Below are 24,552 nucleotides of genomic sequence, written 5' to 3'. Positions count from 1 at the left end.
GCCTAACAAAACCCCGAGGGCAAGGCGCATCGTCGAAGACAGTACGCCAGTACGGCGAGACGATGCAACGCAGCCATCGGGGGAATTGTTAGGCGCTCTTAATGTACACCATCCGCGCGCCTCACATCAGCTCACGCAGCACCCGAAAACCCACGATGTCGTTCGACAGCACGCTGGAAAAGCCGTTGCGCAGGGCCGAGCGCAGGTAGCGCGGGTTGTACAGCCAGCAGCCGCCGCGCAGGATGCGGCGGGCCGCGTCGCCGCCGGTTTCCCAGGCGCTGCCGTCCAGGGGCGCGCCCTCGTAGCTGTCGTGAACGACGTCCTGCACCCACTCCCACACGTTGCCGTGCATGTCGCACAGGCCCCAGGGATTGGGCGGGAACATGCCGCCCGGCGTGGTGCCGCCCCGGTAGGCGCCGCGCGGGCCGCCGTTGTAGCTGAAGCGGCCGTCGTAGTTGGCCTGCTCGGGGCTGATGGTGTCGCCGAAGCTGAAGGCCGTGCGGGTGCCGGCGCGGCAGGCATATTCCCATTCGGCTTCGCTCGGCAGGCGGTAGCGCTTGCCGGTGCCGGCCGACAGCCATGCCAGGTAGTTCTGGGCGTCGTGCCAGGTGACGCCCACCACAGGATGCGCGTCGGTCTGGGGGAAGCCCGGCGCCAGCCAGTCGACTTCGCCCTGCGGCTCCCAGCCGGTGGCCTGCACGAACTCGCGCCACTCGCCCACCGTGACCGGATAGCGCCCCAGCGCGAACGGGCGCTCGACGCCGATCCAGCGCTGCGGCGTCTCACGCTCCAGCCATTTCTGCTGGGCGCCGGACGCCATCGCGATCTTGCGCTCGTGTTCGTGGGAACCCATCTGGAAGCGTCCGGTCGGAATCAGCACCAGCGCGGGGCCGCTGCCTCCGCCTTCGAGGAAGGGATCGCACAGCACGCCGTCGCCATCGGCAACGGGGCTGCCCGGCGTCGGGATCAACTGCTGCAGCTCGGCGGCGCTGCGCGCCGCCTGCAGTTCGCGCGCGCGTTTCTGTTCGGCGAGGTAGGCCGCGGCCAGCCTGGCCTGGGCCGCCTTGCGCTGGGCCTCTTCCTGCGCCAGGCGCGCCTTGGCGGCTTCTTCCTCGCGTTTGGCCAGCAATTGCCGGCGCAGCGCTTCCTTGCGCGCCGCCCGCGATTCTTCCTGGGCGGCGCGTTCCAGGCGCTGCTGCTCGCGGCGCTGGCGGTCGATCACGGCCTTGGCCGCGGCCCGGGCCTGCTCCTCGGCCAGGCGCCGCGCCGCCAGCTCGCGTTCGCGGCGTTCCTGCTCGGCGCGCGCCAGCGCCTCTTGCGCCGCCAGCTCCTCGGGCGACGGGCCGGCGGCATTGCGCAAACCGTCCAGCAGCGCACGCACGCTCGCCGGGCGCGCCGCCGGATCGTGCGCAAAGCCCGCGCGCAGGGCTTGCCACTGGTGCGGCTTCAGCGCCTCCGGCGCCACGGCGGGATCCGGCGGTAGCGCACCGTCCAGCATCTGGTAGATCATCATCGCCACCGCATACACGTCCAGCGCCGGCGCCGGCTGCCCATGCGCACTGCCGGCTTCGGGTGCGCGGTAGCCGGCGGTGCCGGAACTGGCCGGCGCCTCCAGCACGGCGCCGCCGCTGCCGCCCGCACGGGCACGCGCCGCGATGCCGAAGTCGAGCAGCTTGACCTCGCCGCGCCTGGTGAGGAACACATTGCCCGGCTTGATGTCGCGGTGGACCAGGCCATGCTTGTCCCAGGCATAGTCGAGGGCGGCGGCCACCGGTTCGAGCAGGTCCAGCACGCGTTCGAAGGGCAAGCCTCCCTCGCGCGCCAGCAGGCTGTCGAGGTCTTCGCCATCGAGGCATTCCATGATGATGAAATAGCTCGTGGTGGCCGGGTCCTGGGCCCATTCGTAGACGCGCACGATGTTCTCATGGGCCAGGCGGCGCGCGCGCGTGGCTTCCTGGATCAGCAGTTTGGACTGCAGCGCCGATTGCGTCAGCTGCGGCGGCAGGATCTTCAGGGCCACCTGGGCGCTGTGGCCCAGTTCCGCCTGGGTGGCGAGGTCGGTCGCCTGCCAGACCTGGCCCATCCCGCCGTGGGCGATCAGGCGCTCGAGCCGGTAGCGCCGGTTCTGCGGGCCGAGTTCCTGCCCCGCCATCAGCCCGAGCTCGGTGCCGGGGCGCTCGCGCCGGGCCGGCGCCCCCTCCAGCTCCGCCGGAGGAGGCAGATAGGCCGCATCGAGGATCGCGTTCTTGCGCTCGTCGAACTCGGTCCGGCTCAGCAGGCCGTCCTCGTGCAGGGCACGCAATTCGCGGATCTTGTCGATGGCGGTCTGCATTGCTTGCATCAATGGGGCAAGGCCGCGCCGCAGGTGCCGCAGAACGCTTCGCCTGCGCGTGCCGGATGGCCGTGGGCGCAGGCGCGCACGGCCGCCCCAACGCCGGCGCCGAAGCGTGCCTGTGCTTCCAGCAGTGCGACCTGGTGGCGGCGGTCGCGGTCGACCTCGAGCTCGCGGCGTGATTGCTCTTCGCGCACCAGCAACAAGGCCTCCTGGGAGGTCAGCTTGCCTTCGCTCGCGAGCTTGGCGAGCGCGGCCAGCTGGTCGGCGTCCATGGTCGCGTGCACCCGGGTCTTCATGAAATCGTTCAGGGCGGCCGCGTTCGGCGCCGCCGCCAGCGCCAGCTTGGCGGTATCGTCCATCGCGGCGAAGGCTTCCAGGCGGCGCAGTTCCAGCGCATGGCGGCGCTCCTCGCCGTCGAGCTGCACGTCCTGCAGCGCCTGCGCCTGGCGCGCATCGAGTTCGATGGTGCGCAGCAGCTTGTCCTGCTGGGCCGCCGTGCGGGTGCTGTCGATGCGCTGGCGGGCCTGCTCATCTTCCCACTCCTGCAGGCGTTCGGCCTCGCGCCGGCGCGCCGCATTGGCCAGCGCCAGGCTCTGGTGGTGTGCCAGGTGTTCTTCCTCGTCGATCGCGCGGGCCCGGCGCGCGGCATCCGCTTCATCGGCGCGCAGGCGCGTGAGTTGCTCCTGCTTGCGCGCGCCATCCTCGATCAGGGCGGCCTGTTCGAGCTTGTAGCGGATCTGCTGCTGCAGCAGTCCCTGCGAGAAGCGCTGGCGTGCGATCGCCTGGCTCTGCCGGGCATCCTGCTGCGCCACTTCGAGCTCGCTGCGCATCCGGACCTGGGCCAGGGCACGCAGGTGTTTCCATTCCTGGGCTTCATCAAGGCGGCGTGCGCCCTTCTTGGCCAGTTCGTGCTCGAGTTCCGCCAGCACGTCGCCGGCGCCCCGTTCCAGCGCCTGCTTGCGCGAAGTGGCGTCGAGGATCCGGGCATACAGTTCGATCTGGCGCGCCCGCACCGCATGGGCGCGGTCGGCGCCCGTCAGTGAGAGCTCGGCGCGCGCGATGGCGTCGTCCTGGCGCAGTTCGCGTTCGCGCTGGCGCACGCGCGCAGCCTGTTCGGCGCGCCGCAGGCGCTGCCATTCCTCGGCGTCATACAGGTCGTCCAGGTGCTTCGCGTGCTCGACCTGCACGTGGCGCTCGTCGGCGGCCAGCCACAGGCTGCCGACCCTGGCGCGGTTGGCGTCGTACTTGTCGTGGCGCAGTTCGACCGTGTCCACCTTGACCACCGCCAGCCCGTACTCGGCCAGCAGCAGCCTGAGGCCGCCCTGCAGGCGCTCGTCCAGCTGCTCGCGCAGTGCGCGATTGCCTGCCATCTCGCGGATCGAACGTGCGCCGACGAATTCCTCGGCCAGCTGTCGCATCGGCGCCGCCAGGAGTTCGCGCAGTTCGTTCACGCCGATCGTGCCGGGCATGGTCATGAAATGGCGCGCAAAGGCCGGCACGTTCTCGATGCGCAGGCTGACCGCCAGGCGCACGCTGACCGCCAGCTGCTCGGACGTGAGAACCTCATCGAAGCGGAAGTCGACCGGCAGCGCGCCGGTGCGGGTGACGAGGATCTCGGCATGCTGGTCGCGCAGCAAGTGGTTCAGGCGGGTGAAGAAGCCCTCGATCTCGTACTCGCCCTGGGGCACTTCGGTGGCCTTGTCGCCCTGCAGGATGTAGGCGCGCGCCGTGGCCGGCACGCGCAGGGTCTTGACGAAGATGCCGGACAGTTCGCGCACCCCGAAGAACACGGCCAGTTCGTCCGGGCCGGCGACCCAGCGGTTCTCGCGCAGCACCGGCCGGTTGCGCGGCGCGCCGAGGATGAGGCCGCAGCCGGCGCAATAGCGCGCATCGCCCCCCTGCTTGCGCTCGCAGCGCGGGCAGCTGGCGCCTTTCACTCCGAACATCTGGAACATCGTCGACTCCGTTTCATTCCGTGCAACAAACTGCCCATCGATTCTAGCAAACCGGGGCGCGATTCAAATGATCCCGATCCTGTCCACGCAGGCCAGGCTGGCCCCGCGTGCCTTCAGGTCCTCGCGCCAGCCCGGCGGCAGCAGCGCCTCCCAGGCGCGCGGCACCAGGATGCGGTCGCCCGGCGCGGCTTCGCGCCCGAGCAGCGCGCACTTCGCCTCGCTGCCCTCGACCGTCTCGACCCGCCCCGCATGCCAGGCCGTGGACTGGCCGGTGGCCAGCACCCGCCCGCGCGCCAGGAACTCGCGCCCGCGCGCCATGCGGTCGGCCATCACCAGGGCCAGCTCGAAGGAGCCGCCCTGGAAGCGCGCCTCGCCGAAACGCACCGTGCTGCGCCACTGTCCCAGGCCGCGGCCGTCGAAATGGCGCGCCGCGCCCAAGACCGCGCGCACCCGTGCCTGCAGGGCGGCATCGACGCCGGGGGCCGCGATGCTGGCCTCCTCGTCGCCTTCATGCGGCGCGGGACGCACGCTGACCTCGACCCAGCACAGGGTGTCGCCGGCGCCGCCGCTGACCAGCGGGAACCAGGCGCGCGCCGCCGACACCGCGGCCGCCGGATCCGGGTGCCCGGTCAGGGCGCCCAGGTGCGGCAGGCCGTCTGCGCCGCCGGCCAGCACGCCGACCGGCACCTGGCCCAGCCCATGGCCGTCGATGCGGCCGAGCTGCCAGGCGTCGGACCAACCATTCGCCACGACCGGACGCTGCGGCTGCCAGACGCCCCGCACCATGCGGTCGGCCAGCACGCAGGCCAGTTCCCAATCGCGGCTGTCCGCAAGGGGGGCACGGTCGAGGCCCAGTACCACCTGGTCGCGGCTGTCGAGGCGCGGCTCGGTATGACGCGCCAGCCGCACCACTTCCTGCATGCGCTGGGCCAGCGCCGGCGCATCCGGCACGCTGCACTTGACGTCGGCGCGGCCCGCACGCGGACGCAGGCTGGCGGTGACGCTCAGGAAGGAGCCGTCCGGGGCGATGCTGCGGACGGTGACGGCGGCTGCGTTCATGCGCCCTCCCCGTAGACTTCACGCCGCGCGGCGCAGTCGCATTCGAGGTTGGCGACGATGCGGTCGAGCTCTTCCAGCAGCGCCGGCACCGCCACGGCTTCGCTCAGCTTCATGCGCGCCAGCAGGGCCCAGGCTTCATCGAGCGCGGCGGCGGCGCGGCGGCTGTGGCGGGCGCGGCGCAGCTGCTCGCATCCCGCCAGCGGCAGGCCGGGCGCGGCCAGCGCCAGCGCGGGCATGGTTCCCACCGACAGGCTGACCAGGTCGAGCCGGCGCAGCAGTTCCTGGTGGCGGCGGAAGCTCGCGCAATCGGCCGGCAGCACGGCCAGGCGCAGGCCGCACATCAGGCCGGGCAGTTCCAGGAACAGGCGGCGCAGCGCCTTCGCATCCTCGCGGGCGGGGTCGAAGGCTTCCTTGGGCGGCGGCAGCACCGAAGCGGCGGCGGGCTGCAGCGCGAGCCGCGCCGCCAGCAGCGCCGCCAGGTCGCGCGCCGCGCCCAGGTCGACCGGCACGCAGTCGTCGACCATCACGCCGAAGCGCGTGTACAGCAGCTGGTTGAAACCGGTGCGGAAGGCATTCCACTCCTCGAAGCTGGTGCAGGGCGGGAGGTCCAGGTTGCCCTGGGCCAATTCGCGCTGCAGGGCCGACTGCAGCGCGTCGATGAAAGCGTCCAGCGCCAGCTGCGCTTCCGCTTCGCTGGCGAGGAACAGGTCGAAGCGCTGATGGGTTTCGCGCGGGTCCGGCGTATCGATGGCGATGCTCACGCGCAGGCCGATTTCCGGCGCGGCGGCGAAGGGCGTCAGCTCGCAGCCATACGGCCCCGGGTGCACGCACCAGGCGGTCTCGCCGTCGACCGGCGCGAGGCGCGCGCCTTCGCTCAGGCGCCGGGTACGCCCTTCCCGGTTGGCCAGCACGGCGAAGCAGCCGGCCGGCACCGTGCAGCCCTTCGCCAGCGGCAGCGCGATGAAGCGCGCGCCCAGGCCGGTGAGATCGGGGGCTGGCTGGCGGAAGGGCCGTGTGAACAGGTTCAGCATGCTAGTTCCGGGCCGGCTCCACGGTGAATACCGCGCCGTGCTGCTGGAAATGGCGGGCCGGCGCCTCCGCGAAAGGCCAGGGGCCTTCGCATTCGCCGTCGCCGTCGAGCACTCCTTCGAGCACGGTGGCGCCGGCGCCGTCCAGTACGCGCAGCAGCTGCCCGCCGTGCAGCAGGCCGGCGGCGAACGGCGACTGCGGATCGAGCTGCAGGATAACCCGGCCCTCGACCACGTGCAGGCGCCAGGCGCCATCGTCGGTCACCAGGGTCTCGAAGCCCGTGCCGCCGTCGGCCGCGCGCAGCATGCCGCGGCTGCCCTTCCAGCTGCGTGGCGCCGCTTGCGCACGGCGCGCCTCGGCCAGCGTGCGCAGGCGGCGCGCAGTCAGGGGCGATGCCTGCAACGCGGCCCGCTCGCCGTCCGTCAGCGGACGGCTGCCGTCGAGCGCCGCCAGCAGCACGGCATCGTCCAGCATCAGCCGGTCGCCTTCGACCCGGCGTCCCGCCAGCAGCTGCGCTTGCAACTTGCGGTCCAGTTCCGTCATGTCCATCACGTATCCTCCTTGGTGCCGGCCGCCACGCCCAGTCCGCAGCGCATCCTGCCTATGGCGGCGTCGCGCCGCTTGCGCAGGGTCGGCAGCGAGACCCCGTCCAGCAGCGCGAGTTGCTGCATGGTCGGCAGTTCGCCGCTGGCCGGGTCCAGCCATTCGGACGGGTAGCTGTCCTCGAAAGGCCCGAGCAGCTTCAGGTAGACCGCCAGCCGCACCGGCAGCGAATCGCCCGCCATCATCCGCAGCGCCCAGCTGCCGGTTTCCTGGGCCGCCGCCGCTTCCTGAAGGTAGCGGGGGGACAGTGAAACACGCTGGGCCAAGGCCTCGTCCAGCAGCGGCACGGGCTCCGGCTCCGATGCGTCCTGTTCGTCCGCCGCGGCAAGGTCGAGTTCATCCTGGCGGGCTTCGAGGATGCGGTCCGGGCCCGGCGTGCTCGCCTCTTCCGATTCGCCGAGCACGCGCCAGTAGTCGTCCAGCCAGGCGCCGGCGTCGTGCGCATCCTGCAGCCAATCGCGGTCGCCGTTGGCCGACAGGGCTTCGTATTCCCCGATCTCGCGCAGCATCGCGCCGATCCTGGCCGGATTGTCCTTCAGGCTGGCGAAGCGCTTGGAACGGGTGTGCAGCGGCCCGGCCGCGCCCGTTAACTGTTCCAGCGTCGCGCTCCAGCGCAGGATCCACTCGGGGCGGCAGTCGGCGATGCTGCGCAACTGGCGCGCCTCGATCGGTTCGGCGTCCAGCACGCGCCCGAGGATCGCCCCCACCTGCGCGCGGTGCTCGCGCCAGGCCGCGAACAGGCGCGCCAGCTCGCCGTAGGCGGTGTCGAGCATGCGGTAGGCATACATCCGGTTCGGGCTGCAGGGACGGCCGCAGGCGGCCTGGTAGTTGTCGCTGTCCACCTTGTCGCGCAGGACGGCGAACAGGTCGTTGAATTTCTTGCGCAGCAGCGCGTCGCCGCCGGGCAGGGTCCAGAACGCCCCCATGCGCGCGTGCTCGCCGGCCAGCGCCGTGCACAGGGCGGCCCAGTCGGCCGGCCGCGCCTGCAGTTCGAGCAGCAGGCTCAGGGCCAGCTCGCGCACGCTGTCGCCGTAGCTGTTGCCGGGCAGCTCGCCACGGCCGCCGCCGGCCTGCAGCAGCTGCGCCATCGCCTCCACGTAGTCCGCCAGCAGTGCGTCGGCCTGCGGCCCGGCCAGCCGGGCAGGGTCGATGCGGGCGAGCGCCTGCAGCGAGCACTGACCCAGCAACTTGCGGACCTGCTCCCAACCGTGCTCCTGGTACCGGGTTCCCGGCAAACGCATACCTTCCTCATCCTCGATGGCCATCCGCCCGGGGCGGATTGTCAACAGATGATGCCATACAAACACAAAAACGAGGCGCGCAGATGAGGCTCAATCCCCCTTCTGTTCAGGGGACCGGGCCTGTCCGGAATCTTGCATGGAGCGCAACAAGGCGGCGATGACCGGCGCGGCATGGGCGCCCCCGGTCAGGCGCGACTGGCTGACGAAGGCGGCGAAGGCGAGCCGGCGCGTCTGCCCCGGCAGGCTGCCCGGCTCCAGCCAGCCCATGAACCAGACCGTCGCCATGCCGTCCTCGCCGGTCGGCGCCGTGCCGGTCTTGCCGAACAGGCCGGGACGCAGGCGGTCGAACTCCCTGCCGCGGAAGGCGGATGCCGCGGTGCCGCCATCGACCACGCCCTTCATGCCGGCGCGCACCCGGTCGAGCCGCACGCCCAGGCCGGGGCCCGGCTGCACGGCCGCATCGCGCCCGTCCAGTTCGAGCAGCAGGCGCGGCGTCACGGTCCGGCCCTGCCCGACCGCTGCCGCGACCAGCGCCATCTGCAGCGGGGTCGCCTGCATGCGCAGGCCGATCGCCATCTGGCGCACCTCGTGGCGGCTTGAAATCGGGTCCAGCAGCGAGGGGCTGGCCTGCAGTGCGTCCCAGGCCGACCAGCGGAAGTCCTGCGGCAGCAGGCCGCCGTCGAGGCGCAGCGGCGTACCGAAGCCGAGGCGGCGCGCCATGCCGGCCACCGGACGCAGCGCATCCAGCGCGCCGGGCTCGAGCTCGCGTACGCCGGGAGCGCCGCCTTGCGGGCGGCCGCCCAGGCTGCGGTCGCCCAGCTCGGCGGTCCAGGCGAACCAGGTGTTCACGCTGTGGCTCATCGCCTGCGCCAGGCCCAGGCGGCCTTCGACGGCGCGGGCGCCGGCCAGCTGTTCGCGGAAGTTGGTGATGCGGGCGCCACCCTCGAGCGGATAGGCCGGGGCGCCGGTGCGGAAGCCATAGCCGGCATTGCGCGCCATGGCGTCGATCTCCGCCAGCGGCATGCCCTGCAACAGGCGTTCGAAGCGGGCGTCGCCGCGCGCCGCCGCTTCCAGCCCGAGGGCGGTGACCACCTTGAAGGTCGAGCCGGCGGCGCGCTGCGCCCCGCCGTCGTGCTGCAAGGCCGGCAGGCGCAAGGGACTGCGGGCCGGATCGGCACGGTCGAAATCGCGCACTTCGGCCCAGCGCCCGGCCTCGACCACCCCCATGCCGCCGCCGGCGGCCGCCAGCACGTCGCCATTGCCGGCGTCGAGCACCACCAGGCCGGCCTGCCGCCCGGCCGCCACGGCCCGCGCGCCGCTGCAGGCTTTGCCGTCCCAACTCCCTTCGCGCAGGCCGACGCAATCGAGGGCCGCCTGCGCCGCCGCCTGCAGGCCCAGGTCCAGGCTCAGGCGGGCCGTGTGGCTGCTTCCCGGCAGCCGCGCCAGCATGCCGGCGACGCTAGCCCCATGCTCGCGGTGCACGCCCAGCAGCGTTCCGAGGCCGGCCGCCTGGGCCGCGCTGCTTACCCTGCCATCGGTCCACAGGGCTGTGCCATCGCGCGCGCCGAGACTGACCTCGGCCAATGCCGTGCGTGGCGCGCCGTCCGCCGCCGGCAGCGCGTGCCAGGCCAGGCGCCCGCCCTCGGCGCGCAGGTGGCGGTAGGCGGCATCCGCACTGCCGGCCAGGCGCGCCAGGTCGAGCGGTTCGAGCTCGAGCACGATGCGGCGCGCGCCCGGCAGCGGCTCCAGCAGCACGCGCTGGACGGCGCCGGGATCGGGGCAGGCGCGCCCGTCGCAGGCATCGACGACGCTTGCCGTGGCGCCTGCAACCCGGCGCAGGCGCCCGGCCAGCAGCAGCTCGCTGCGTTCCGGGCGGTCCAGCACCAGCACCGCGCCGGCGGCCTGGCCGCCGCCGTCCCAGGCGCCGATGCGGCGCCATGGCGCCCAGCCTTCCGGCAGGCGCGCGAACAGGCGCATCGCCCCCACCGGCAAGCCGTCGTCCTGCGCCACCGGCACGCCGCCGACGCTGGCCTGCCATGCCGTATTGCTGCCCGGCCGCTGGCGCCAGGCCAGCAGCCTGCGTTCGCTGTTGAAGACCCGCAGCTGCTCGCGCACGAAGGCGCCGTCGGCGCGGTAATAAAGGCGCTCGAGCAGCTCGCGGCCATCATCGTCGAGGCGCAGCTGTTCCCAGCCGGGCAGCGGCGCGCGCCGGTCCGGCCCTGCGGCGAGCCAGGCGGCCAGGTCGCGCGGCGCCAGCTCGGCCAGGCCGTTGCGGCCCAGGCGTACCAGTCCGCGCGCCTGCAGTTGTTCGAACAGCAGGGCGTCTTCCAGGCCGCGCGGCCGGGCCGCCGGCACCTGGTAGTCGCCCGCTGCCAGCGTGAGCGCCGGCAGGGCCACGCCGTCCCCGAAAGCCTGCACCAGGCCCACCCCGGCCACGCCCGCGACCGCGCGCTGGAGCAGCAGTTCGCCGGCCTGCGGACAGGTGCTGCTCGCGCGCCGCGTGAACCTGAGCGCCCCGTCCTGCCATACCAGCCAGCCGGAGCTGCCCAGCAGGCCTTCGCCGCGCACGCCGCGCGTGACCACGCCCTGGCCGGCGTCACTGATCCACGCCGCCCTGCCCGCGCCGGCGTTCCAGCCGAGCCGCAGGGCTTCCCGTGCATCACCGCGCAGTTCCATGCGCGGCATGGCGGAACCCGGCGCGGCCATCAGCGGGTTGCGCGGCGCCGCGCCGGCCAGCTCGGCGAAGGGATAGCCGATCCGCAGCGGCAGCAGGCGCGGGCGCTGACGATCGGCCAATTGCGTGCACAGGTCGATCCGCAGCGGCGCCTCCAGGCGCATGCCGGAAGCCACCAACAGCGCAGCCGCGCCGTGCCGGACCAGCGCGATGCCGGGCTCGCGCGCCACGCGCATGCTCACGCCGCCGAGCAGCGGCTGAAGCCTGGACAGCACGGCGTGGCCGGACGGTGCGGCGCCGCCGGCCGCCGACAGCGAACGCGCCGCCAGCGCCAGCACCACGGCGCCCAGCAGCGCTGCGGCGCAGCCCAGCAGCAGCCAGGGATCGAGGGCCGGCCGCTGCGCAGGCGCTGGGCGCGCACCGGCGCGCAGGTTGCGCGCACGCCGCCGCGCGGTGCTGCCGGCGGCGATGAAACCCATCAGTGAGGCGAGTGTCGCTGTCATCGGTCTGCCTGGTTGGCGCGGCCCGGCCAGGCCGCTTCGCGGATGACTAGCGGGGGGCGGCTGAAACCCATCCATGCACCTCAGGCGCGTGCAGCTTCGCACGGGCTTTTCGACAGGTCGTCCCGCGTTTTCCGCGTCTCGTCGCAATCGGCTCGCGCCAAGGAATGCCCTGGCCTACAGTGCACACATCGACCACCCACCCGCAAGGAGAAATACCATGAACGTCATGAAACATATGGAAGCCGTGTTCGTCGTCGCGATGAGCCTCGCCGTCTCGGGCAGCTACCTGATGGATGCCATCCCGGAAGCCCAGGCCCGCACCTACAGCGCCGACGCCGCCATGGTCGCCAGCGGCGACCGGATGGCCACCGTGACGGTCAGCGCCAAGCGCCTGTCGGCCGAAGAAAAGCAGGCCACCGGGGCGCGCGGATGAGTGCCGCAGGCCTGCCCGTTGTCGCCCCGGCGCGACAGCGGGCGGCCCGTGGCGCCGCGATATGTTTCAGCCCGCTGCGCCGCGCGCCGCCCCATCTGTTTCAGTTGTAAGCATCTGCTTCAGTGCTCCCTCCCGCCGTCCGCCGGCGATATAGTGGGTCATCCGTTTTTGGATCTGGAGACCCGACATGAAACGCACGCTTACCTTCGCTGCCCTGATCGCCCTTGGCGCCGCCTTCGCGCCGACACAGGCCATGGCGCAGACCGATTTCCAACTCTACATCGGCTCGGCCCCGCCGGCGCCCATCTATGAACACGTGCCGGGCCCGCGCCACGGCCATGTCTGGTCCCCGGGTTACTGGGAATGGCGCGGCCACCGCCACGCCTGGGTGCCGGGTCACTGGGTCTCCGCCCGCCCGGGGTATGTATATGCCCCGCCGCGCTGGCACCAGCGCCAGAACGGCTGGTACATGGAGCCGGGGCGCTGGGACCGTGACCGCGACGGCATCCCCGACCGCTACGAGCGCCGCGGCTATGCCCCGGTGTACGCGGGCGGCTACCGTGACGGCCGCGATTACTACCGCGACGGCCGCGGATATGGGTATGGCTACCACCGCGACCGCGACCGCGACGGCATGCCCGACCGCTACGAGCGTGGCGGCCGCCGCGACACCGACCGCGACGGCGTGCCGAACCGCTACGATCGCGACCTGGACAACGACGGTGTCCCCAACCGCTACGACCGCGACGTCGACGGCGACCGGGTACCGAACCGCTACGACAGCCGGCCGGAGAATCCTTACCGCCGCTGATCGCCTGTAGCAACGGTCCAACAACGGGAACGGATTCACGTACGACGTGAATCCGTTTTTTATTATGGCTCTCCACCTTGACCAAGTCTATGCGACCGAGCCGCCACTGCAGGACTTCGAGCGTTTCGCCAGCCTGATCGCTCCAGCTTGGATCGACGCTGCCTTGAGCCACGGAGTACGACATGCCGCCGATCGACGGACGGCGGCTGGCACCGCGGCGCTCTTGGGCGACAAGCCCTCCCACTCCTGGCGTCCCTTGCGATTTCTGCCAGGTCTTCCATGCCCATCGAGCGGCCCTGAAAGGAGATGGTCTTGCCAGCGAGGATGGCTTGCTCGGCCTCGAGGTACTTGGCGAGCATTTGTACTGATGTAGTGAATTATTAGTCAATAAGTTGACCAGCATAATTACGCGGAACTTTGTCAGGCCATCGTTCGTCAACTTGCTCCTTCCCTTCACAGAATCGTTTAGAGACTACCTCAAGTGTTTTTTCATTTCTGCATTGCCACATTGTCACGTTGCGATGTTTAAATTCATCCCACTGGAAGCTCTCGTTCTGCGCTTTCAACCGCGGAGTCAGATTCGGCATTGTTCCCACAGTCGATGGCAATTCTCCTGACATGTGACTTTTTTGTTCTACTGCCTGCTGCGCTAGTACCAGGGGGGATAATACAAATAACAAAAGAAGACTTAGGTAATTTCGCATGAGGCCTCCTACAATTCGATTGTCAACGACTACTGTAAGTTACAGTGGCAATGGGGGCAACGTTGGTGTACCAACAACATCGATTAGCTTGTCTGAGTATTCGTGAACTGTATCATGCATCGCTCCATGATCTGAAGCGTCATTAAAGTACGCAAACTCACCTTCTGGGTCACCAATGACAATCGAAGGATTGTTGATGACAGGATGTACTGGATAACTAGCATCGTTCTTTAGCGGTGGATAAGTTGAAGGGATAATTGAAATCCCCCCGACATCCGACGGAGGAGCCCCCGTTCCGCCGCTTGTCGATCCACTACCACCTGATCCCCATCCGAGATTTGGCGGAGCAGAGCTTTGTTGATAAGTCCAACCTTCTGAGACCGTATCATCTAGGTTCGTTTGGACCCATCTTCCAGTAGTAGAGTTAGTGTGCAACGTTGGAGATGCTGTTATTAGCGTACCTTTTTCTGCAGTGTAATCTTTGCGTGGAGGCTCCCCCAATTCATGTGCGGCGGCATGTTCTTGAGGTAGAACCGCAGTATCACTACGGTCGCCCAAAATATTGCCTTTAACATGATAAATCTCGTGAAGCAGACCCAACGCGGCTGATTGAGCCCCCACCGAATTATCGGCAGAAATAACTATTAATGCCTCTTTCGGATTCCAATATATCTGGTGGTTACCGGCTCCGTCGCGGAACATGTGTGTCGGACCTGTTGTTACGAAAACGTTAAATGTTTGACTGTTCAGCGCGGCCGCGGCTGTAGGACTTTGTATTAAATAATTAACAGCAATAGCAACATTAATTAAGTCTGCAGATGTTGGTGAACCATTAACAACGATTGGCACTTTTACTCCGTAGATTAGGAACGCTCTGACTCATCCGCCAGGCATTCCACTCTACAACCAAAATTTTCGACCAATCCTTCCTAATTGTCACAGAAAACAATATTACTTTTTCACAATATGGCCGACTTGCCAATCTCCCTTGATGAATCGATAAAATTGTGAGCGGCTGATGTTGTACTCACGCTACTGGACCAATCGTCGGACGCGAATCTATTGCCCGCACTCCTGTTTTGTACAGCGCCGGCGGTGCAGCCGGTGCCGGCGGTTTGTGCTGCGCCGGTGGTGGGCCTCACCGGCTCGGTTGCGGCTGCAGCCTGCTGGCTGAAGAGGTCGCCGATCAACCCGAGCCTCGCCTGCCATTTGCGCAAAATACTCGTCCGTCGACTCCTTCGAGAAATGCATGTAGCCGGGTCCCGGCTTGGTGATCTGGAGACGGCCATAGATCAGGTCCTTGGCCAGGTTGGTACCAACCTGCCATAGGAACAGGCCGCGCTTCTTGGTCTTGCCGCGCCAGTCGATGTCGACCTTCGACGCCGTCCTTGATGTGCTTCTCACGGCCCGAGCGCCCCTTGACCGAAAAAAAATTCTTCCGGCCCAGCGCGGCGTGCTTGTGCACGAAGGCGTAGACCGCCTGGGTGTAGTACGCGTAGATGGCAGCCGTTGGCCGCCCGCGTGCGTGAAGTCCACCTCAAACAGGTACTCGGCAACGTCCTCCCACACCTGGTCCTCGCTCGGTTTGCCGTAGAGATTGCGGCGGTCAATCTTCCAGGTCTCGCATCCACGCCCATAGCCGCGCACCATCACTTCGATCCGGTTGTCCTGGGTATCGCAGCCGACCAGCAGCCGCGCGCATCCCGTCCGCACGGGGCCCAGCTTGTAGGGCTCGTCACGCTCCTTCAGCTGCTCGGCGTCGAGCGAGAATTCCTGAAGCTTCGGCGTCGAGCAGGTGATGATCTTCGGGAAGGTCGCGTCTTCCAGCTGCTTGGCTGCCAGCACGTCCGGGAGCCTTCCTTCTCGACGTCGCGGTCGAGCGCGTCCAGCTCGTCCGGCGGGGCGACGTCGACCGGGATCCGGCGCTTAGGCGCGCGGTGTGCCGCCGCGGATGTGCAACAGACAGCCGAGAAATTTCTTCTGCGCGAGCAAAAGGCCCACAGTGGCGAAGCTTCCGCTGCCTTTTTTGCTATCCTTGCGCCCATGCCAGACCACGACGTCCTGTTCGCCGCCGCCTTCAAGGGAGAACTCGCCACCAGCCGCAAGCTCGCCGCCCGCACCGGGATGCCGGAAAGCGAAGCGCTGCATGCCACCCTGACCCAACGCGCCGGCGTCGCCGGGCTGGAGCAATTGCTGGCGGCGCGCGCCGCCGAGCGCCTGCGCAGCGAACACGGCGCCGCCGCACGCCGCGCCCAAGCCGCGGCGGCGCTGGCCCGGCGCAATGCGGGCCCGGCCGTCGCGCCCGCCTGGCGCGCCTGGTTCGACGGCTCGGCCCACCCTAATCCCGGCCGCTGTGGCATCGGTGCGGTCCTTGAGGGCCCCGGCGGCCTGCGCATCGAACTGTCGCGGGCCGCCGGCTACGGCAACAGCAGCGAAGCCGAATACCTGGCCCTGATCGCCGTCCTCGAAACGGCGCTCGAACATGGCGCGGACACGCTCGTGGTCCATGGCGACAGCCAGGTCGTGATCGACGACGTCAACGCGCCCGACAGCGCCAGCGCCTTGGCGCTGCGCGCCTACCGCGCGCGGGCGCGCGCCCTGCTCGGCCGCTTGCCCGGCGCCGGCCTGCGCTGGATACCCCGCCACAAGAACAGCCAGGCGGACGCGCTGTCGCAGCGCGCCGTGCCGCTCCCTGCCACCGATGACCCCCATGAATCCGACCGACGATCCACCCAAGACTGACCTCGCCACCTGGCGCCCGCGTTTTGCCGCCATGGCCGCCGGCGCCAGCGGCGGCGACGGCGCCCACGACAGCGCCCATCTCGAACGGGTCTGGCGCAATGCCCGGGCCTTGCTGGCGCAGCATCCGGAAGCCGACGCCCTGGTGGTGATGGCGGCCTGCTACCTGCACGACCTGGTCAACCTGCCGAAGAACGACCCGGACCGCAACCAGGCCTCGCGCCGCTCGGCGCAGCTGGCGCGCCACCAGCTGGCGTGGATGAACTTCCCGCCCGAGCGCCTGGACGCGGTGGCGCACGCCATCGAGGCGCACAGCTTCTCGGCGAATATCCCGGCCGAGTCGCTGGAGGCGAAGATCGTGCAGGACGCCGACCGCCTCGACGGTCTCGGCGCCGTCGGCCTGGCGCGCATGTTTTATATTGCCGGCCGCATGGGCAGCGGCCTCGCGCATCCGGACGACCCGCTGGGACTGGCACGCGAATTCGACGACCGCAGCTACGCGCTCGACCACATCATGGTCAAGCTGGCGAAGCTGCCGGAGATGATGCAGACCGAAGGGGGCCGCGCGCTGGCCGGCGAGCGCCTGGCGCGCCTGCTGGCCTTCCGCGCGGAGTTTGCCGCCGAGAGCGGCGTATCCGACGTTGCGGCATCCGACTAACGCTTGCTCAATGTTAAGATTGCCAGACCTCAGCCCTCCGAGACACCCATGACCAGTCCGACCGCGCCGAAGTCCGATACCACGAAGACCACTCCGGGGAACCTCAACTTCGTCCTGGTCTGCATCTTCATCGACATGCTCGGCATCGGGCTGATCGTCCCGGTGATGCCCCTGCTGGTCGGGCAATTCGTGCCGGCCCGCGACGACCAGGCCCTGTGGTTCGGCGTGCTGGCCGCCACCTTCGGCGTGCTGCAGTTCCTGTTCATGCCGGCGCTGGGCGCACTCAGCGACCGCGTCGGGCGCCGCCCGGTGCTGCTGTATTCGATGGCGGGCATGTGCATCAACTTCCTCGTCACCGCCTGGTCGCCATCCCTGTTCTGGCTGTTCGTCGGGCGCATCATCGGCGGCATGTCCTCGGCCAGCATGTCGGTGGCCTCCGCCTACGCCTCGGATATCTCGACCAGGGAAAACCGCGCCAGGAGCTTCGGCAAGATCGGCGCCGCCTTCGGCCTCGGCTTCATCTTCGGCCCCATGCTGGGCGGCCTGCTGGGCAACGAGGACCTGCGCCTGCCCTTCTACGTGGCCGCCCTGCTCGGCGCCGCCAACCTGGTCTACGGTTATTTCATGGTGCCGGAATCGCTCGCGCCGGGCCAGCGCCCGCCCTTTGCCTGGGCGCGCCTGAATCCGCTCGGCGCCCTGCTGCGCCTGGTGCGCCGCAAGGAGATCCGCGGCCTGGTGCTCGTGATCACCCTGGTGACCTTCGGCCAGATGATGCTGCAGTCCACCTGGGTGCTTTACACCACCTTCCGCTTCGACTGGACGCCGCGCGACAACGGCATCGCCATGTTCTGCGTCGGGCTGGTGTCGGCGGTGGTGCAGGCAGGCCTGCTGGCGGTGCTGATCCGGCGCTTCGGTGAAGTCCGCCTGGCGCTGATGGGGATCGCCTCGGGCGCCTTCGCCTTCCTCGGCTACGGCCTGGCGACGCAAGGCTGGATGATGTATGCCCTGATCCTCTGCAACGTGCTGGCCTTCGCCGCCACCCCGGCGCTGCAGGCGATCGTGTCCAAGGCTTCCCCGGCCGACCAGCAGGGTGAGCTCATGGGTTCGCTGCAGTCGATCAGCAGCCTGGGCGTGATCATCACCCCGCTGCTCGGCACCGCCATCCTGGCCACCGTCAGCCACCTGCCGCCGGGCGACTGGCGCATCGGCAGCCATTTCCTGCTGTGCGCCGCGCTGCAGGCGCTGGCGGTCCTGGTGGCCTGGCATTACTTCCGCACCCACCGGGTACACGACACCCACGCCCGGGAGCAGAGCGAAAAGATGCGCGCCTGATGCCGGCAAGCGTCCTGGCGGCCGCGCCGGGCGTGCGCCGTTCGGGAGCGCCGGCGGCGTACACGGCCCGGCTGTTGGTTCTCAGCGGCGTGGGCGTGACGCTGGCATGCCGCAAGCGATTGCGCGGCACCCTGGTCCCTACCTGCGCGCCAGGCCGCTGCTTGCCCTCGGCCGCGGCGCCGCGCGAAACCTCGATCGTGTTCGCGGGCGGCGCGGCACTGCTGCGCCTGAGCTAGAACTTCATTTCCAGGGTCGTGCGCAGCTTGATGCCGCCGGGGTAGTCCCAGCGCCGCTTTTCCAGCCCGCCGACAGGGTCGAAGTAGCTCGGCTCGAAGGCGCTGTCCTCGCCCAGCAGGTTGGACAGGGCAAGCCGCAAGACCAGTTTCGGATTGAAGGTCCAGGCCGCGTAGGCGTCCAGGTCGGTCCGGGCGGTGCGGTAGAAACCTCGGTTGGCCGCCACCTGCACATAGCCGCCGCGCCGGTGCGCCACGCTGGCGCCCGCCGCCAGCGCCCCGGATTTGTAGTCGGCGCCGAGGTTGGCCGTGAGCGGGATTTGCTGTTCCATCCGGTTGTGCGGGCCGGGCACCGATTCCACCTGCGACCAGTTGCGGCTGACGCTGGCGCGCAGGTCGACGGCCGGCGCCCCGGCGTACAGCGCCTTGAGCGGGAACTTGGTCTCGATCTCGAGGCTGCGCATGAGGGCGCGGTCGTCGTTGACGGGCGTGAAGATCCAGCGCAGTCCGTCGAAATAGATGCGGTTGCTGGTGTAGTCGTCGATGCGGCGCAGCGCGCCGCTCACCGAGACCATCGCGCCTTCGGCCCAGTAGTGCTCATAGGCCGCGTCGATGCCCCATGCCAGTTCCGGCTTCAGGTTCGGGTTGCCCTGGTAATCAGCCTCGGTGGCGCTGTTGTTCTCCCATTCCGAGCGCTTCGGCACGATGCTGCCCAGGTCGGGGGTCTTGTAGGTGCGGCTCAGGGCCAGGCGCAGCTGGTCGCTCTGCTTGCCATCCTTCGACGGGATCTTGTACAGGCTCTGCAGGATCGGGCTCAGCACACTGGAACGCACCCGTGTCGATTCGACGGCATTGCCCGACACGCGGGTACGCACACCTTCCCAGCGCGTGCCCAGGTAGACCGACCACCGGGGATCGATCGTCCATTCGTCCTGCAGATAGAAGGCGGCCCGGCTGACGTTGGCGCGGAAGTCCTCGTCGGGCAGGTGGCCGGGTGCGAAGCGCCGGACCCGGTCGCGTTCGGCGCGGATCTCCGAGCTCGCATTGACACGCAGGTCCCAGCCCATCGCCAGCACATGGCCGCCTTCCATGCTGCGGGTGGCCTTGCCGGTCGAGTTCAGGCCGCGCGCATGGGTGTCCGACAGCGTGCTGCCCTCGGTCTCGGGCAAGCCCGCCGCATCGCGGCCGCTGCGGCGCACGAAGCGCTTGTGCGACGACCATTCGGCCCCTAGCTTGGTGTCGAGCTTCGTGCCCGACGCCAGGCTGCGGGTCCAGTGCAGGTCGGACTTCAGCGTGCGGTCGTCGAACTCGCCGAAGGTCTGCAGGTCGGGCGTCTGCGGCGGCCGTCCCAGCAAGGTCGTGACGACCGGATGCCCGTTGTTGCGGAAGCTGGCGCTGTTGAACATGGTTTCCCATGCGAGGGTGTCGCCGTTGTCGAGGGTCCGGTTCAGGCGCGGGCTCAGGTTCAGCCGGTTCATCCGGCCCTCCTCGCGCGCGTAGGTCGTGCGCAGCATGTCCCTCATGCCGTCGGGGCGGATGTTCTCCTCGCGGCCGCTCCAGTCGCGCGACAGGCTGTCGTGGTTGCCGCTGGCCGAGAACGACCAGGACGACTTGTCGCCGCGGTCGGCCACCTGGGTGCTGAAGGTCGGGCCGCGGAAGTCGCTCGACAGCAGGTAGCCCAGCTTGGCCTCGCGCTGGCGCTTGTGCACCTTCTTGCGCAGCACGATGTTGATGGTGCCGGCGACCGATTCGGCGGAGAACTCGGCAGTGGCGACGCGCAGCACTTCGATGCGCTCGATCATGTCGGGCGACAGGGTGTCGAGTGCGAAGCCGGCCGGGGTGCGTTCGCCGTTCACGAGAATCTGGGTATAGCCGCCACCCAGGCCACGCATCCGGATCTGGGTGTTGCGCCCGCTGCCGGTGGTGACGGTGACGCCGGGAATGCGCTTCAGGACGTCGGCCACGGCGGTGTCGCCGTAGCGAACGATTTCCTCGCTCTTGATGACGATGCGCGCGGCGGTGTCGTCGCGGCGCGCGTCGTAACCCGCTCCCTTGACCTCGACCTGCTGGATGGACTCGCCCGTGTCGGATTGCTGGGCGAATGCCGGGGCACACAAGCAAGCGACGAGGACAGCAAGATATCGGGGTTTCGGCAAGATCATTCTCCAGTCTCCAGAAGTAATTGTTCAATTAATGCGAACAACTATATTCCATTTAATGGAAGAATGTAAACGCTCGAGAGAATGTTTTATTGCTAACTCATAGCAATACAAGCTTCCATCGACAAGAAAAAGCCCGGCTCGACGGCCGGGCTCAGGGTCGAGACAGGGACGATCAGAACTTCAGTTCATAGGTCGCGCGGTAGCGCACCCCTTGCGGGAAGGTGAAGCTGCGGTTCTGCGAACCGAAGCGTGCATCCTCGTAGGTGTTGTCGTTGACGAAGTCCTGGTGGAACATATTGCTGATCGCAAAGCGCAGCTGGCGCTTGGCATCGAACTTCCACAGCGCATACCAGTCGAGCTCTCGGCGCGGCGCGACATAGGCACGCTGATTCACCGACACCCGCACCGGACCGCCCTTGCGGAAGGCGAAGCTGCCGCCCGTGGTCAAGGCGCCTACCTTGTAGTCGGCGCCCAGGTTGACCGTCAGCGGGGTCTGCTGGTCGAGGCGGTTGTCCGGGCCCGGCACCGATTCGACGCGCGACCAGTTGCGGTTGATGCTGGCGCGCAGGTCGACCGCCGGGGCATCCTGCATCACGGCCTTGAGCGGGAACTTGGTCTCGATCTCCAGCGAGCGGGTCAGCGCGCTGTCCTGGTTGCTCGGGGTCTGGATCCAGCGCTCGCCGTCGAAGAAGGTCAGGTTGCGGGTGAAGTCGTCGATGCGGCGCTGCGACACGCTCACCGACAGCAGCGCGCCCTCGGCCCAGTAATGCTCATACGCCGCATCGATGCCAAAGGCCAGTTCCGGCTTCAGGTTCGGATTGCCGCGGAAATCCGGCTCGGTCGGGCTGTTGTTTTCGCTGACCTGGCGGCGCGGGGTCAGGCTGCCGACGCCCGGCGCCTTGTAGGTGCGGGTCAATGCCAGGCGCAGCTGGTCGCCCCCGCCCTTGCCGCTCTTGCTCGGGAACTTGTACAGGGTCTGCATGATCGGGCTCCAGACATTGGAGCTCGACTCGCCGCGGCCGAAGGTATTGCCGGTGACCCGGGTGCGGATGCCTTCCCAGCGCGCGCCCAGGTACATCGACCAGGCCGGCGTGATATTCCATTCGTCCTGCGCGAACACGGCCAGGCGCTTCACGCGCGCTTCCGAGACCTCGTACTGGGGCAGGCTGCCGCTCACGCGCACGCGGTTGATCTCATTGCGTTCGTCGTCGCGGGTATCCACGCCGCCGTCCCAGCCGAAGGCGAAGGTATGGCCTTTCTGGATGGTGCGGCTGTACTTGCCGGTGCTGTTCAGGCCGCGGTCGCGGCCGGTCAGCTGGCTGGTGGTGTCCAGCAGCGGCACGCCGGCGATGGTGGCGGCGGTGCGCTGCGAACTACTGTCGCTGTTGCCGGCGTTGACGCCGACCTTCAGGTCGAGCTTGGCGCCCGACTCGAACTTGCGCGCCCAGCTCAGGTCCGAGCGCAGGAAGCCGTTCTCGCTCTCGAAGGCGTTGAACAGGTCCGGGTAAGGCGGCGGCGCGCCGATCAGGGTGGTGGTGTCCTGGTTGAAGCGGTTCTTGAAGCGGTGGTAGTTCAGGAAGGTCTGCGAGGTCAGGATATTGTCCTGGCCCAGGGTCCAGTTCAGGCGCGGGCCGAGGTTCAAGCCGGTGACCTGGCCTTTTTGCGGGAGGCGCAGCGTGCGCAGCGAGGTGGTCTGGCCATTGAGCGCCGTGGCCGTCTCCGTACCCCAGGATTCGAACTCGAAGCGGTCCTGGAAGGCGTTGGCCGACAGCGAGTACGAGAAGGCGCCGTCGCGGTCCGACATCTGCAGGTTGGCATTCGGGCCGTAGCCGTTGCTCGAGCCCTGGGCCGCGAGCTTCAGTTCGCGCAGGCGGTTCTTCACCGAGCGCTTCAGGATGATGTTGATGGTGCCGGCCACCGACTGTGTCGAGAACTCGGCGCTGGCCGCGCGCAGCACCTCGATGCGCTCGATCGAGTCGGGCGCCAGCGAGTCCATCGAGAAGCCGGCCGGTGCGCGCTCGCCGTTCACCAGGATCTGGGTGTAGCCGGCGCCCAGGCCGCGCATGCGGATCTCGCCGCCGCGGCCGTTGCTGCTGTTGACCGTGATGCCCGGCACGCGCTTGAGCACGTCGAGCACATTGGTGTCGCCGTACTTGGTGATCTCTTCGCTGTTGACCACGATCTTGGTGGCGGTGTCGTCGCGCCGCGCGTCATAGGTGTCGGCCGTGCCCTTCACTTCCACCTGCGAGATCTTCTTGCCGCCCTCGGCCTTGGCGTCGGCTTTCGGAGCCTGGGCCTCCTGTGCGGATACAGCGAGGGCCGGGAGGCAGAGGCTGACCGCGGCGGCGAGTGCGGTCAGGCGGAACGGACGGAAGATGGAGGACATGGTTACTTCAAAAGTGATAGGAGTAGCAATTGTCTCAGACGCAACTTCGGCTGTCTCCAAGAATCGAATATGCATGTGGCAAGTTTTCGATGCATACGCCCCGGCTTGGCACAGTGGAGTACACTGCGCCTGAGGCGGCCCTCATGCATTTCTGTACATTTCCCTGCAACAAGGCCGCTATAATGCGCGATCGATTTCACACCGAGAGGCCCGTAAAAGTGTCCCGTCTAAAAGTTCTACCGCAATATGTGATGCCGAAAACGGCGCTGACCAATTTCGCAGGCCGCGTGGCCGGTGCCAAGGGCGGCGCCATGACCACGCGCCTGATCCGCTGGTTCGTGGGCAAGTACGGCGTCAACATGGATGAAGCGGCGAACCCGGACATCGCGAGCTATAGCAGCTTCAACGAATTCTTCACGCGCCCGCTGCGCCCGGACGCGCGTCCGCTGGCCCAGGCCGATTTCGTGTGCCCGGTGGACGGCGCGATCAGCCAGTTCGGCGACATCGACGACCACCACATCTTCCAGGCCAAGGGCCACCAGTTCACCTCCGCCGAACTGGTGGGCGGCGACGCCGCGCTGGCCGAGCATTTCCGGCACGGCCACTTCGCCAACCTGTACCTGAGCCCGAAGGACTACCACCGCATCCACATGCCCTGCGACGGCCGCCTGACGCGCATGATCTATGTGCCGGGCAAGCTGTTCTCGGTGAACCCGACCACGGCGCGCGGCGTGCCGGGCCTGTTCGCCCGCAACGAGCGCGTGGTCTGCGTGTTCGAGTCGGAACAACACGGCCCCTTCGTCATGACCCTGGTTGGTGCGACCATCGTCGGCAGCATGGCCACCGCCTGGCACGGCGTGGTCAACCCGCCGCGCATGCCGCGCATCTGCGAGTGGACCTACGACTCGCAGCCGGTGGTGCTGAAAAAGGGTGAAGAGATGGGCCGCTTCCTGCTCGGCTCCACCGTGGTCATGCTGTTCAAGCAGGGCACGATCGCCTTCAACAAGGACTGGGCGCCGGAGCGTCTGGTACGTCTCGGCGAAGTCATGGGGAACCGTCCGGGCTGACGCTCTTCCCGTGGCCGCGCTCGCGGCACGCCTCTTCCATCACATCCAGGAAAGCCCGGGTCTTGGCCGGCATCAGCCGGCGGCCCGGGAACACCGCCCAGCCGCTGGCGGTCGGCAGATCCCACTCCGGCAGCACCCGCACCAGTTCACCCGTGCGCAGGTAGGGCTGGGCAAAGGTCAGCGAACTGCCGGCGATGCCGGCGCCGCGCGCCGCGATCCTGGCCAGCAGTTCGGGCGAGTTGGCCGTCAGGCGCGCCTGCAGCCGCCGCTCCCAGCGCAGTTTTCCACGGCTCAGCACCCAGGGCACGGCGCCGCCGTTGCGGCTGAGCAGGCATAGCACATCATGCTTTGGCAGGTCGTCCGGATGCTCGGGCAGGCCATGGCGCGCCAGGTAGGCCGGCGAGGCATACAGGCCGAAATACTCCACGTTGATGGGCCGGGCGTTGAGCGAGGAATCGTCCGGCAGGTCGCCCATGCGGATCGCGATGTCGTAGTTCTCGGCGATCAGGTCGACCCGGCGCGGCGACAAGTCCATCTCCAGCGACACGGCGGGATAGCGCTCGATGAAGCGCGCGATCACCTCGTGCAGGCCGATATTCGCGAAGTCGCCCGGCACCGACAGGCGCAG

Annotated in this window: 20 protein-coding genes; 7 read left to right on the top strand and 13 right to left on the bottom strand. The window is 68.5% G+C overall.

Annotation, left to right across the window (positions count from 1 at the left end):
* Positions 1-121: 121 nt before the first annotated feature.
* From AC56LK_RS16030 to AC56LK_RS16000, 7 genes are all read right to left on the bottom strand, one after another.
* A complete protein-coding gene (locus AC56LK_RS16030) occupies positions 122-2,332 on the bottom strand; it encodes an SUMF1/EgtB/PvdO family nonheme iron enzyme (RefSeq protein WP_497185488.1) in 2,211 nt (736 codons plus the stop codon).
* Positions 2,333-2,340: 8 nt separating this feature from the next.
* Positions 2,341-4,290, bottom strand: coding sequence for an SPFH domain-containing protein (locus AC56LK_RS16025; protein WP_497185487.1), 1,950 nt, complete (start codon positions 4,288-4,290; stop codon positions 2,341-2,343).
* Between the two features lie 63 nt (positions 4,291-4,353).
* Positions 4,354-5,349, bottom strand: a complete 996-nt coding sequence (locus tag AC56LK_RS16020; RefSeq protein WP_497185486.1) for a hypothetical protein — start codon at positions 5,347-5,349, stop codon at positions 4,354-4,356.
* A complete protein-coding gene (locus AC56LK_RS16015; RefSeq protein ID WP_497185485.1) occupies positions 5,346-6,380 on the bottom strand; it encodes a hypothetical protein in 1,035 nt (344 codons plus the stop codon). The genes AC56LK_RS16020 and AC56LK_RS16015 overlap by 4 nt, the downstream gene beginning before the upstream one ends.
* Before the next feature lies 1 nt (position 6,381).
* Complete coding sequence (locus tag AC56LK_RS16010; protein ID WP_497185484.1) at positions 6,382-6,927, bottom strand: hypothetical protein; 546 nt, start codon at positions 6,925-6,927, stop codon at positions 6,382-6,384.
* Positions 6,927-8,222 (bottom strand): hypothetical protein, encoded by a 1,296-nt coding sequence (locus AC56LK_RS16005; RefSeq protein WP_497185483.1) that lies wholly within the window; start codon positions 8,220-8,222, stop codon positions 6,927-6,929. Before AC56LK_RS16005 ends, AC56LK_RS16010 begins: the two co-directional genes overlap by 1 nt.
* A 90-nt stretch (positions 8,223-8,312) precedes the next feature.
* Complete coding sequence (locus AC56LK_RS16000; protein WP_497185482.1) at positions 8,313-11,399, bottom strand: penicillin-binding transpeptidase domain-containing protein; 3,087 nt, start codon at positions 11,397-11,399, stop codon at positions 8,313-8,315.
* A 217-nt stretch (positions 11,400-11,616) separates the two neighbouring features.
* On the opposite strand from AC56LK_RS16000, the gene AC56LK_RS15995 reads away from it, so the two are divergent.
* Both AC56LK_RS15995 and AC56LK_RS15990 read left to right on the top strand, forming a co-directional pair.
* Complete coding sequence (locus AC56LK_RS15995; protein ID WP_497185481.1) at positions 11,617-11,832, top strand: hypothetical protein; 216 nt, start codon at positions 11,617-11,619, stop codon at positions 11,830-11,832.
* Positions 11,833-12,019: 187 nt separating this feature from the next.
* Positions 12,020-12,643, top strand: coding sequence for a YXWGXW repeat-containing protein (locus tag AC56LK_RS15990; protein ID WP_497185480.1), 624 nt, complete (start codon positions 12,020-12,022; stop codon positions 12,641-12,643).
* Positions 12,644-13,023: 380 nt separating this feature from the next.
* On the opposite strand, the gene AC56LK_RS15985 is transcribed toward AC56LK_RS15990, so the two are convergent.
* The 3 genes from AC56LK_RS15985 to AC56LK_RS15975 form a co-directional block, all read right to left on the bottom strand.
* On the bottom strand, positions 13,024-13,347 hold the full coding sequence (locus AC56LK_RS15985) for a hypothetical protein (RefSeq protein ID WP_497185479.1): 324 nt from the start codon (positions 13,345-13,347) through the stop codon (positions 13,024-13,026).
* Between the two features lie 39 nt (positions 13,348-13,386).
* Positions 13,387-14,196, bottom strand: a complete 810-nt coding sequence (locus tag AC56LK_RS15980) for a hypothetical protein (RefSeq protein ID WP_497185478.1) — start codon at positions 14,194-14,196, stop codon at positions 13,387-13,389.
* Between the two features lie 210 nt (positions 14,197-14,406).
* Positions 14,407-15,192 (bottom strand): terminase gpA endonuclease subunit, encoded by a 786-nt coding sequence (locus tag AC56LK_RS15975; protein ID WP_497185477.1) that lies wholly within the window; start codon positions 15,190-15,192, stop codon positions 14,407-14,409.
* Between the two features lie 198 nt (positions 15,193-15,390).
* Between AC56LK_RS15975 and AC56LK_RS15970 the strand changes: the two genes are divergently transcribed.
* The 4 genes from AC56LK_RS15970 to AC56LK_RS15955 are packed head-to-tail and all read left to right on the top strand — an operon-like array spanning position 15,391 to position 18,312.
* Positions 15,391-16,089, top strand: a complete 699-nt coding sequence (locus AC56LK_RS15970; RefSeq protein WP_497185476.1) for a ribonuclease HI family protein — start codon at positions 15,391-15,393, stop codon at positions 16,087-16,089.
* Positions 16,058-16,744, top strand: a complete 687-nt coding sequence (locus AC56LK_RS15965; RefSeq protein ID WP_497185475.1) for an HD domain-containing protein — start codon at positions 16,058-16,060, stop codon at positions 16,742-16,744. Before AC56LK_RS15970 ends, AC56LK_RS15965 begins: the two co-directional genes overlap by 32 nt.
* Before the next feature lie 48 nt (positions 16,745-16,792).
* The gene (locus AC56LK_RS15960) at positions 16,793-18,076 is read left to right on the top strand and encodes a TCR/Tet family MFS transporter (RefSeq protein ID WP_497185474.1); all 1,284 of its coding nucleotides are present in this window, start codon (positions 16,793-16,795) and stop codon (positions 18,074-18,076) included.
* Entirely contained in the window at positions 18,076-18,312 is a 237-nt protein-coding gene (locus tag AC56LK_RS15955; protein WP_497185473.1) for a hypothetical protein, read from the top strand. Before AC56LK_RS15960 ends, AC56LK_RS15955 begins: the two co-directional genes overlap by 1 nt.
* On the opposite strand, the gene AC56LK_RS15950 is transcribed toward AC56LK_RS15955, so the two are convergent.
* Together AC56LK_RS15950 and AC56LK_RS15945 are read right to left on the bottom strand one after the other, a co-directional pair.
* Positions 18,309-20,465 carry a TonB-dependent receptor plug domain-containing protein gene (locus AC56LK_RS15950; protein WP_497185472.1) on the bottom strand — a complete coding sequence of 719 codons (2,157 nt, stop codon included), beginning with the start codon at positions 20,463-20,465 and terminating at the stop codon, positions 18,309-18,311. The two genes, AC56LK_RS15955 and AC56LK_RS15950, sit on opposite strands and share 4 nt — an antisense overlap.
* A 178-nt stretch (positions 20,466-20,643) precedes the next feature.
* Entirely contained in the window at positions 20,644-22,857 is a 2,214-nt protein-coding gene (locus AC56LK_RS15945) for a TonB-dependent receptor plug domain-containing protein (RefSeq protein WP_497185471.1), read from the bottom strand.
* Positions 22,858-23,039: 182 nt separating this feature from the next.
* On the opposite strand from AC56LK_RS15945, the gene asd reads away from it, so the two are divergent.
* Positions 23,040-23,924, top strand: coding sequence for an archaetidylserine decarboxylase (gene asd / locus AC56LK_RS15940; RefSeq protein ID WP_497185470.1), 885 nt, complete (start codon positions 23,040-23,042; stop codon positions 23,922-23,924).
* Here the strand turns inward: asd and AC56LK_RS15935 are convergent.
* The gene (locus tag AC56LK_RS15935; protein WP_497185601.1) at positions 23,902-24,540 is read right to left on the bottom strand and encodes a substrate binding domain-containing protein; all 639 of its coding nucleotides are present in this window, start codon (positions 24,538-24,540) and stop codon (positions 23,902-23,904) included. The two genes, asd and AC56LK_RS15935, sit on opposite strands and share 23 nt — an antisense overlap.
* Positions 24,541-24,552: the final 12 nt, after the last annotated feature.

This window comes from Telluria sp. ZB4P36, from assembly GCF_059685865.1.
The sequence above is the reverse complement of the archived record's forward strand: the minus strand, read 5'-3'. Positions and strand labels throughout refer to the sequence as shown.

Bases quoted from the DNA above. Each gene is read 5' to 3' on its own strand.
- AC56LK_RS16030 (WP_497185488.1), bottom strand. From the start codon at position 2,332: ATGCAGACCGCCATCGACAAGATCCGCGAATTGCGTGCCCTGCACGAG.
- AC56LK_RS16025 (WP_497185487.1), bottom strand. From the start codon at position 4,290: ATGTTCCAGATGTTCGGAGTGAAAGGCGCCAGCTGCCCGCGCTGCGAG.
- AC56LK_RS16020 (WP_497185486.1), bottom strand. From the start codon at position 5,349: ATGAACGCAGCCGCCGTCACCGTCCGCAGCATCGCCCCGGACGGCTCC.
- AC56LK_RS16015 (WP_497185485.1), bottom strand. From the start codon at position 6,380: ATGCTGAACCTGTTCACACGGCCCTTCCGCCAGCCAGCCCCCGATCTC.
- AC56LK_RS16010 (WP_497185484.1), bottom strand. From the start codon at position 6,927: ATGGACATGACGGAACTGGACCGCAAGTTGCAAGCGCAGCTGCTGGCG.
- AC56LK_RS16005 (WP_497185483.1), bottom strand. From the start codon at position 8,222: ATGCGTTTGCCGGGAACCCGGTACCAGGAGCACGGTTGGGAGCAGGTC.
- AC56LK_RS16000 (WP_497185482.1), bottom strand. From the start codon at position 11,399: ATGACAGCGACACTCGCCTCACTGATGGGTTTCATCGCCGCCGGCAGC.
- AC56LK_RS15995 (WP_497185481.1), top strand. From the start codon at position 11,617: ATGAACGTCATGAAACATATGGAAGCCGTGTTCGTCGTCGCGATGAGC.
- AC56LK_RS15990 (WP_497185480.1), top strand. From the start codon at position 12,020: ATGAAACGCACGCTTACCTTCGCTGCCCTGATCGCCCTTGGCGCCGCC.
- AC56LK_RS15985 (WP_497185479.1), bottom strand. From the start codon at position 13,347: ATGCGAAATTACCTAAGTCTTCTTTTGTTATTTGTATTATCCCCCCTG.
- AC56LK_RS15970 (WP_497185476.1), top strand. From the start codon at position 15,391: ATGCCAGACCACGACGTCCTGTTCGCCGCCGCCTTCAAGGGAGAACTC.
- AC56LK_RS15965 (WP_497185475.1), top strand. From the start codon at position 16,058: ATGAATCCGACCGACGATCCACCCAAGACTGACCTCGCCACCTGGCGC.
- AC56LK_RS15960 (WP_497185474.1), top strand. From the start codon at position 16,793: ATGACCAGTCCGACCGCGCCGAAGTCCGATACCACGAAGACCACTCCG.
- AC56LK_RS15955 (WP_497185473.1), top strand. From the start codon at position 18,076: ATGCCGGCAAGCGTCCTGGCGGCCGCGCCGGGCGTGCGCCGTTCGGGA.
- AC56LK_RS15945 (WP_497185471.1), bottom strand. From the start codon at position 22,857: ATGTCCTCCATCTTCCGTCCGTTCCGCCTGACCGCACTCGCCGCCGCG.
- asd (WP_497185470.1), top strand. From the start codon at position 23,040: ATGCGCGATCGATTTCACACCGAGAGGCCCGTAAAAGTGTCCCGTCTA.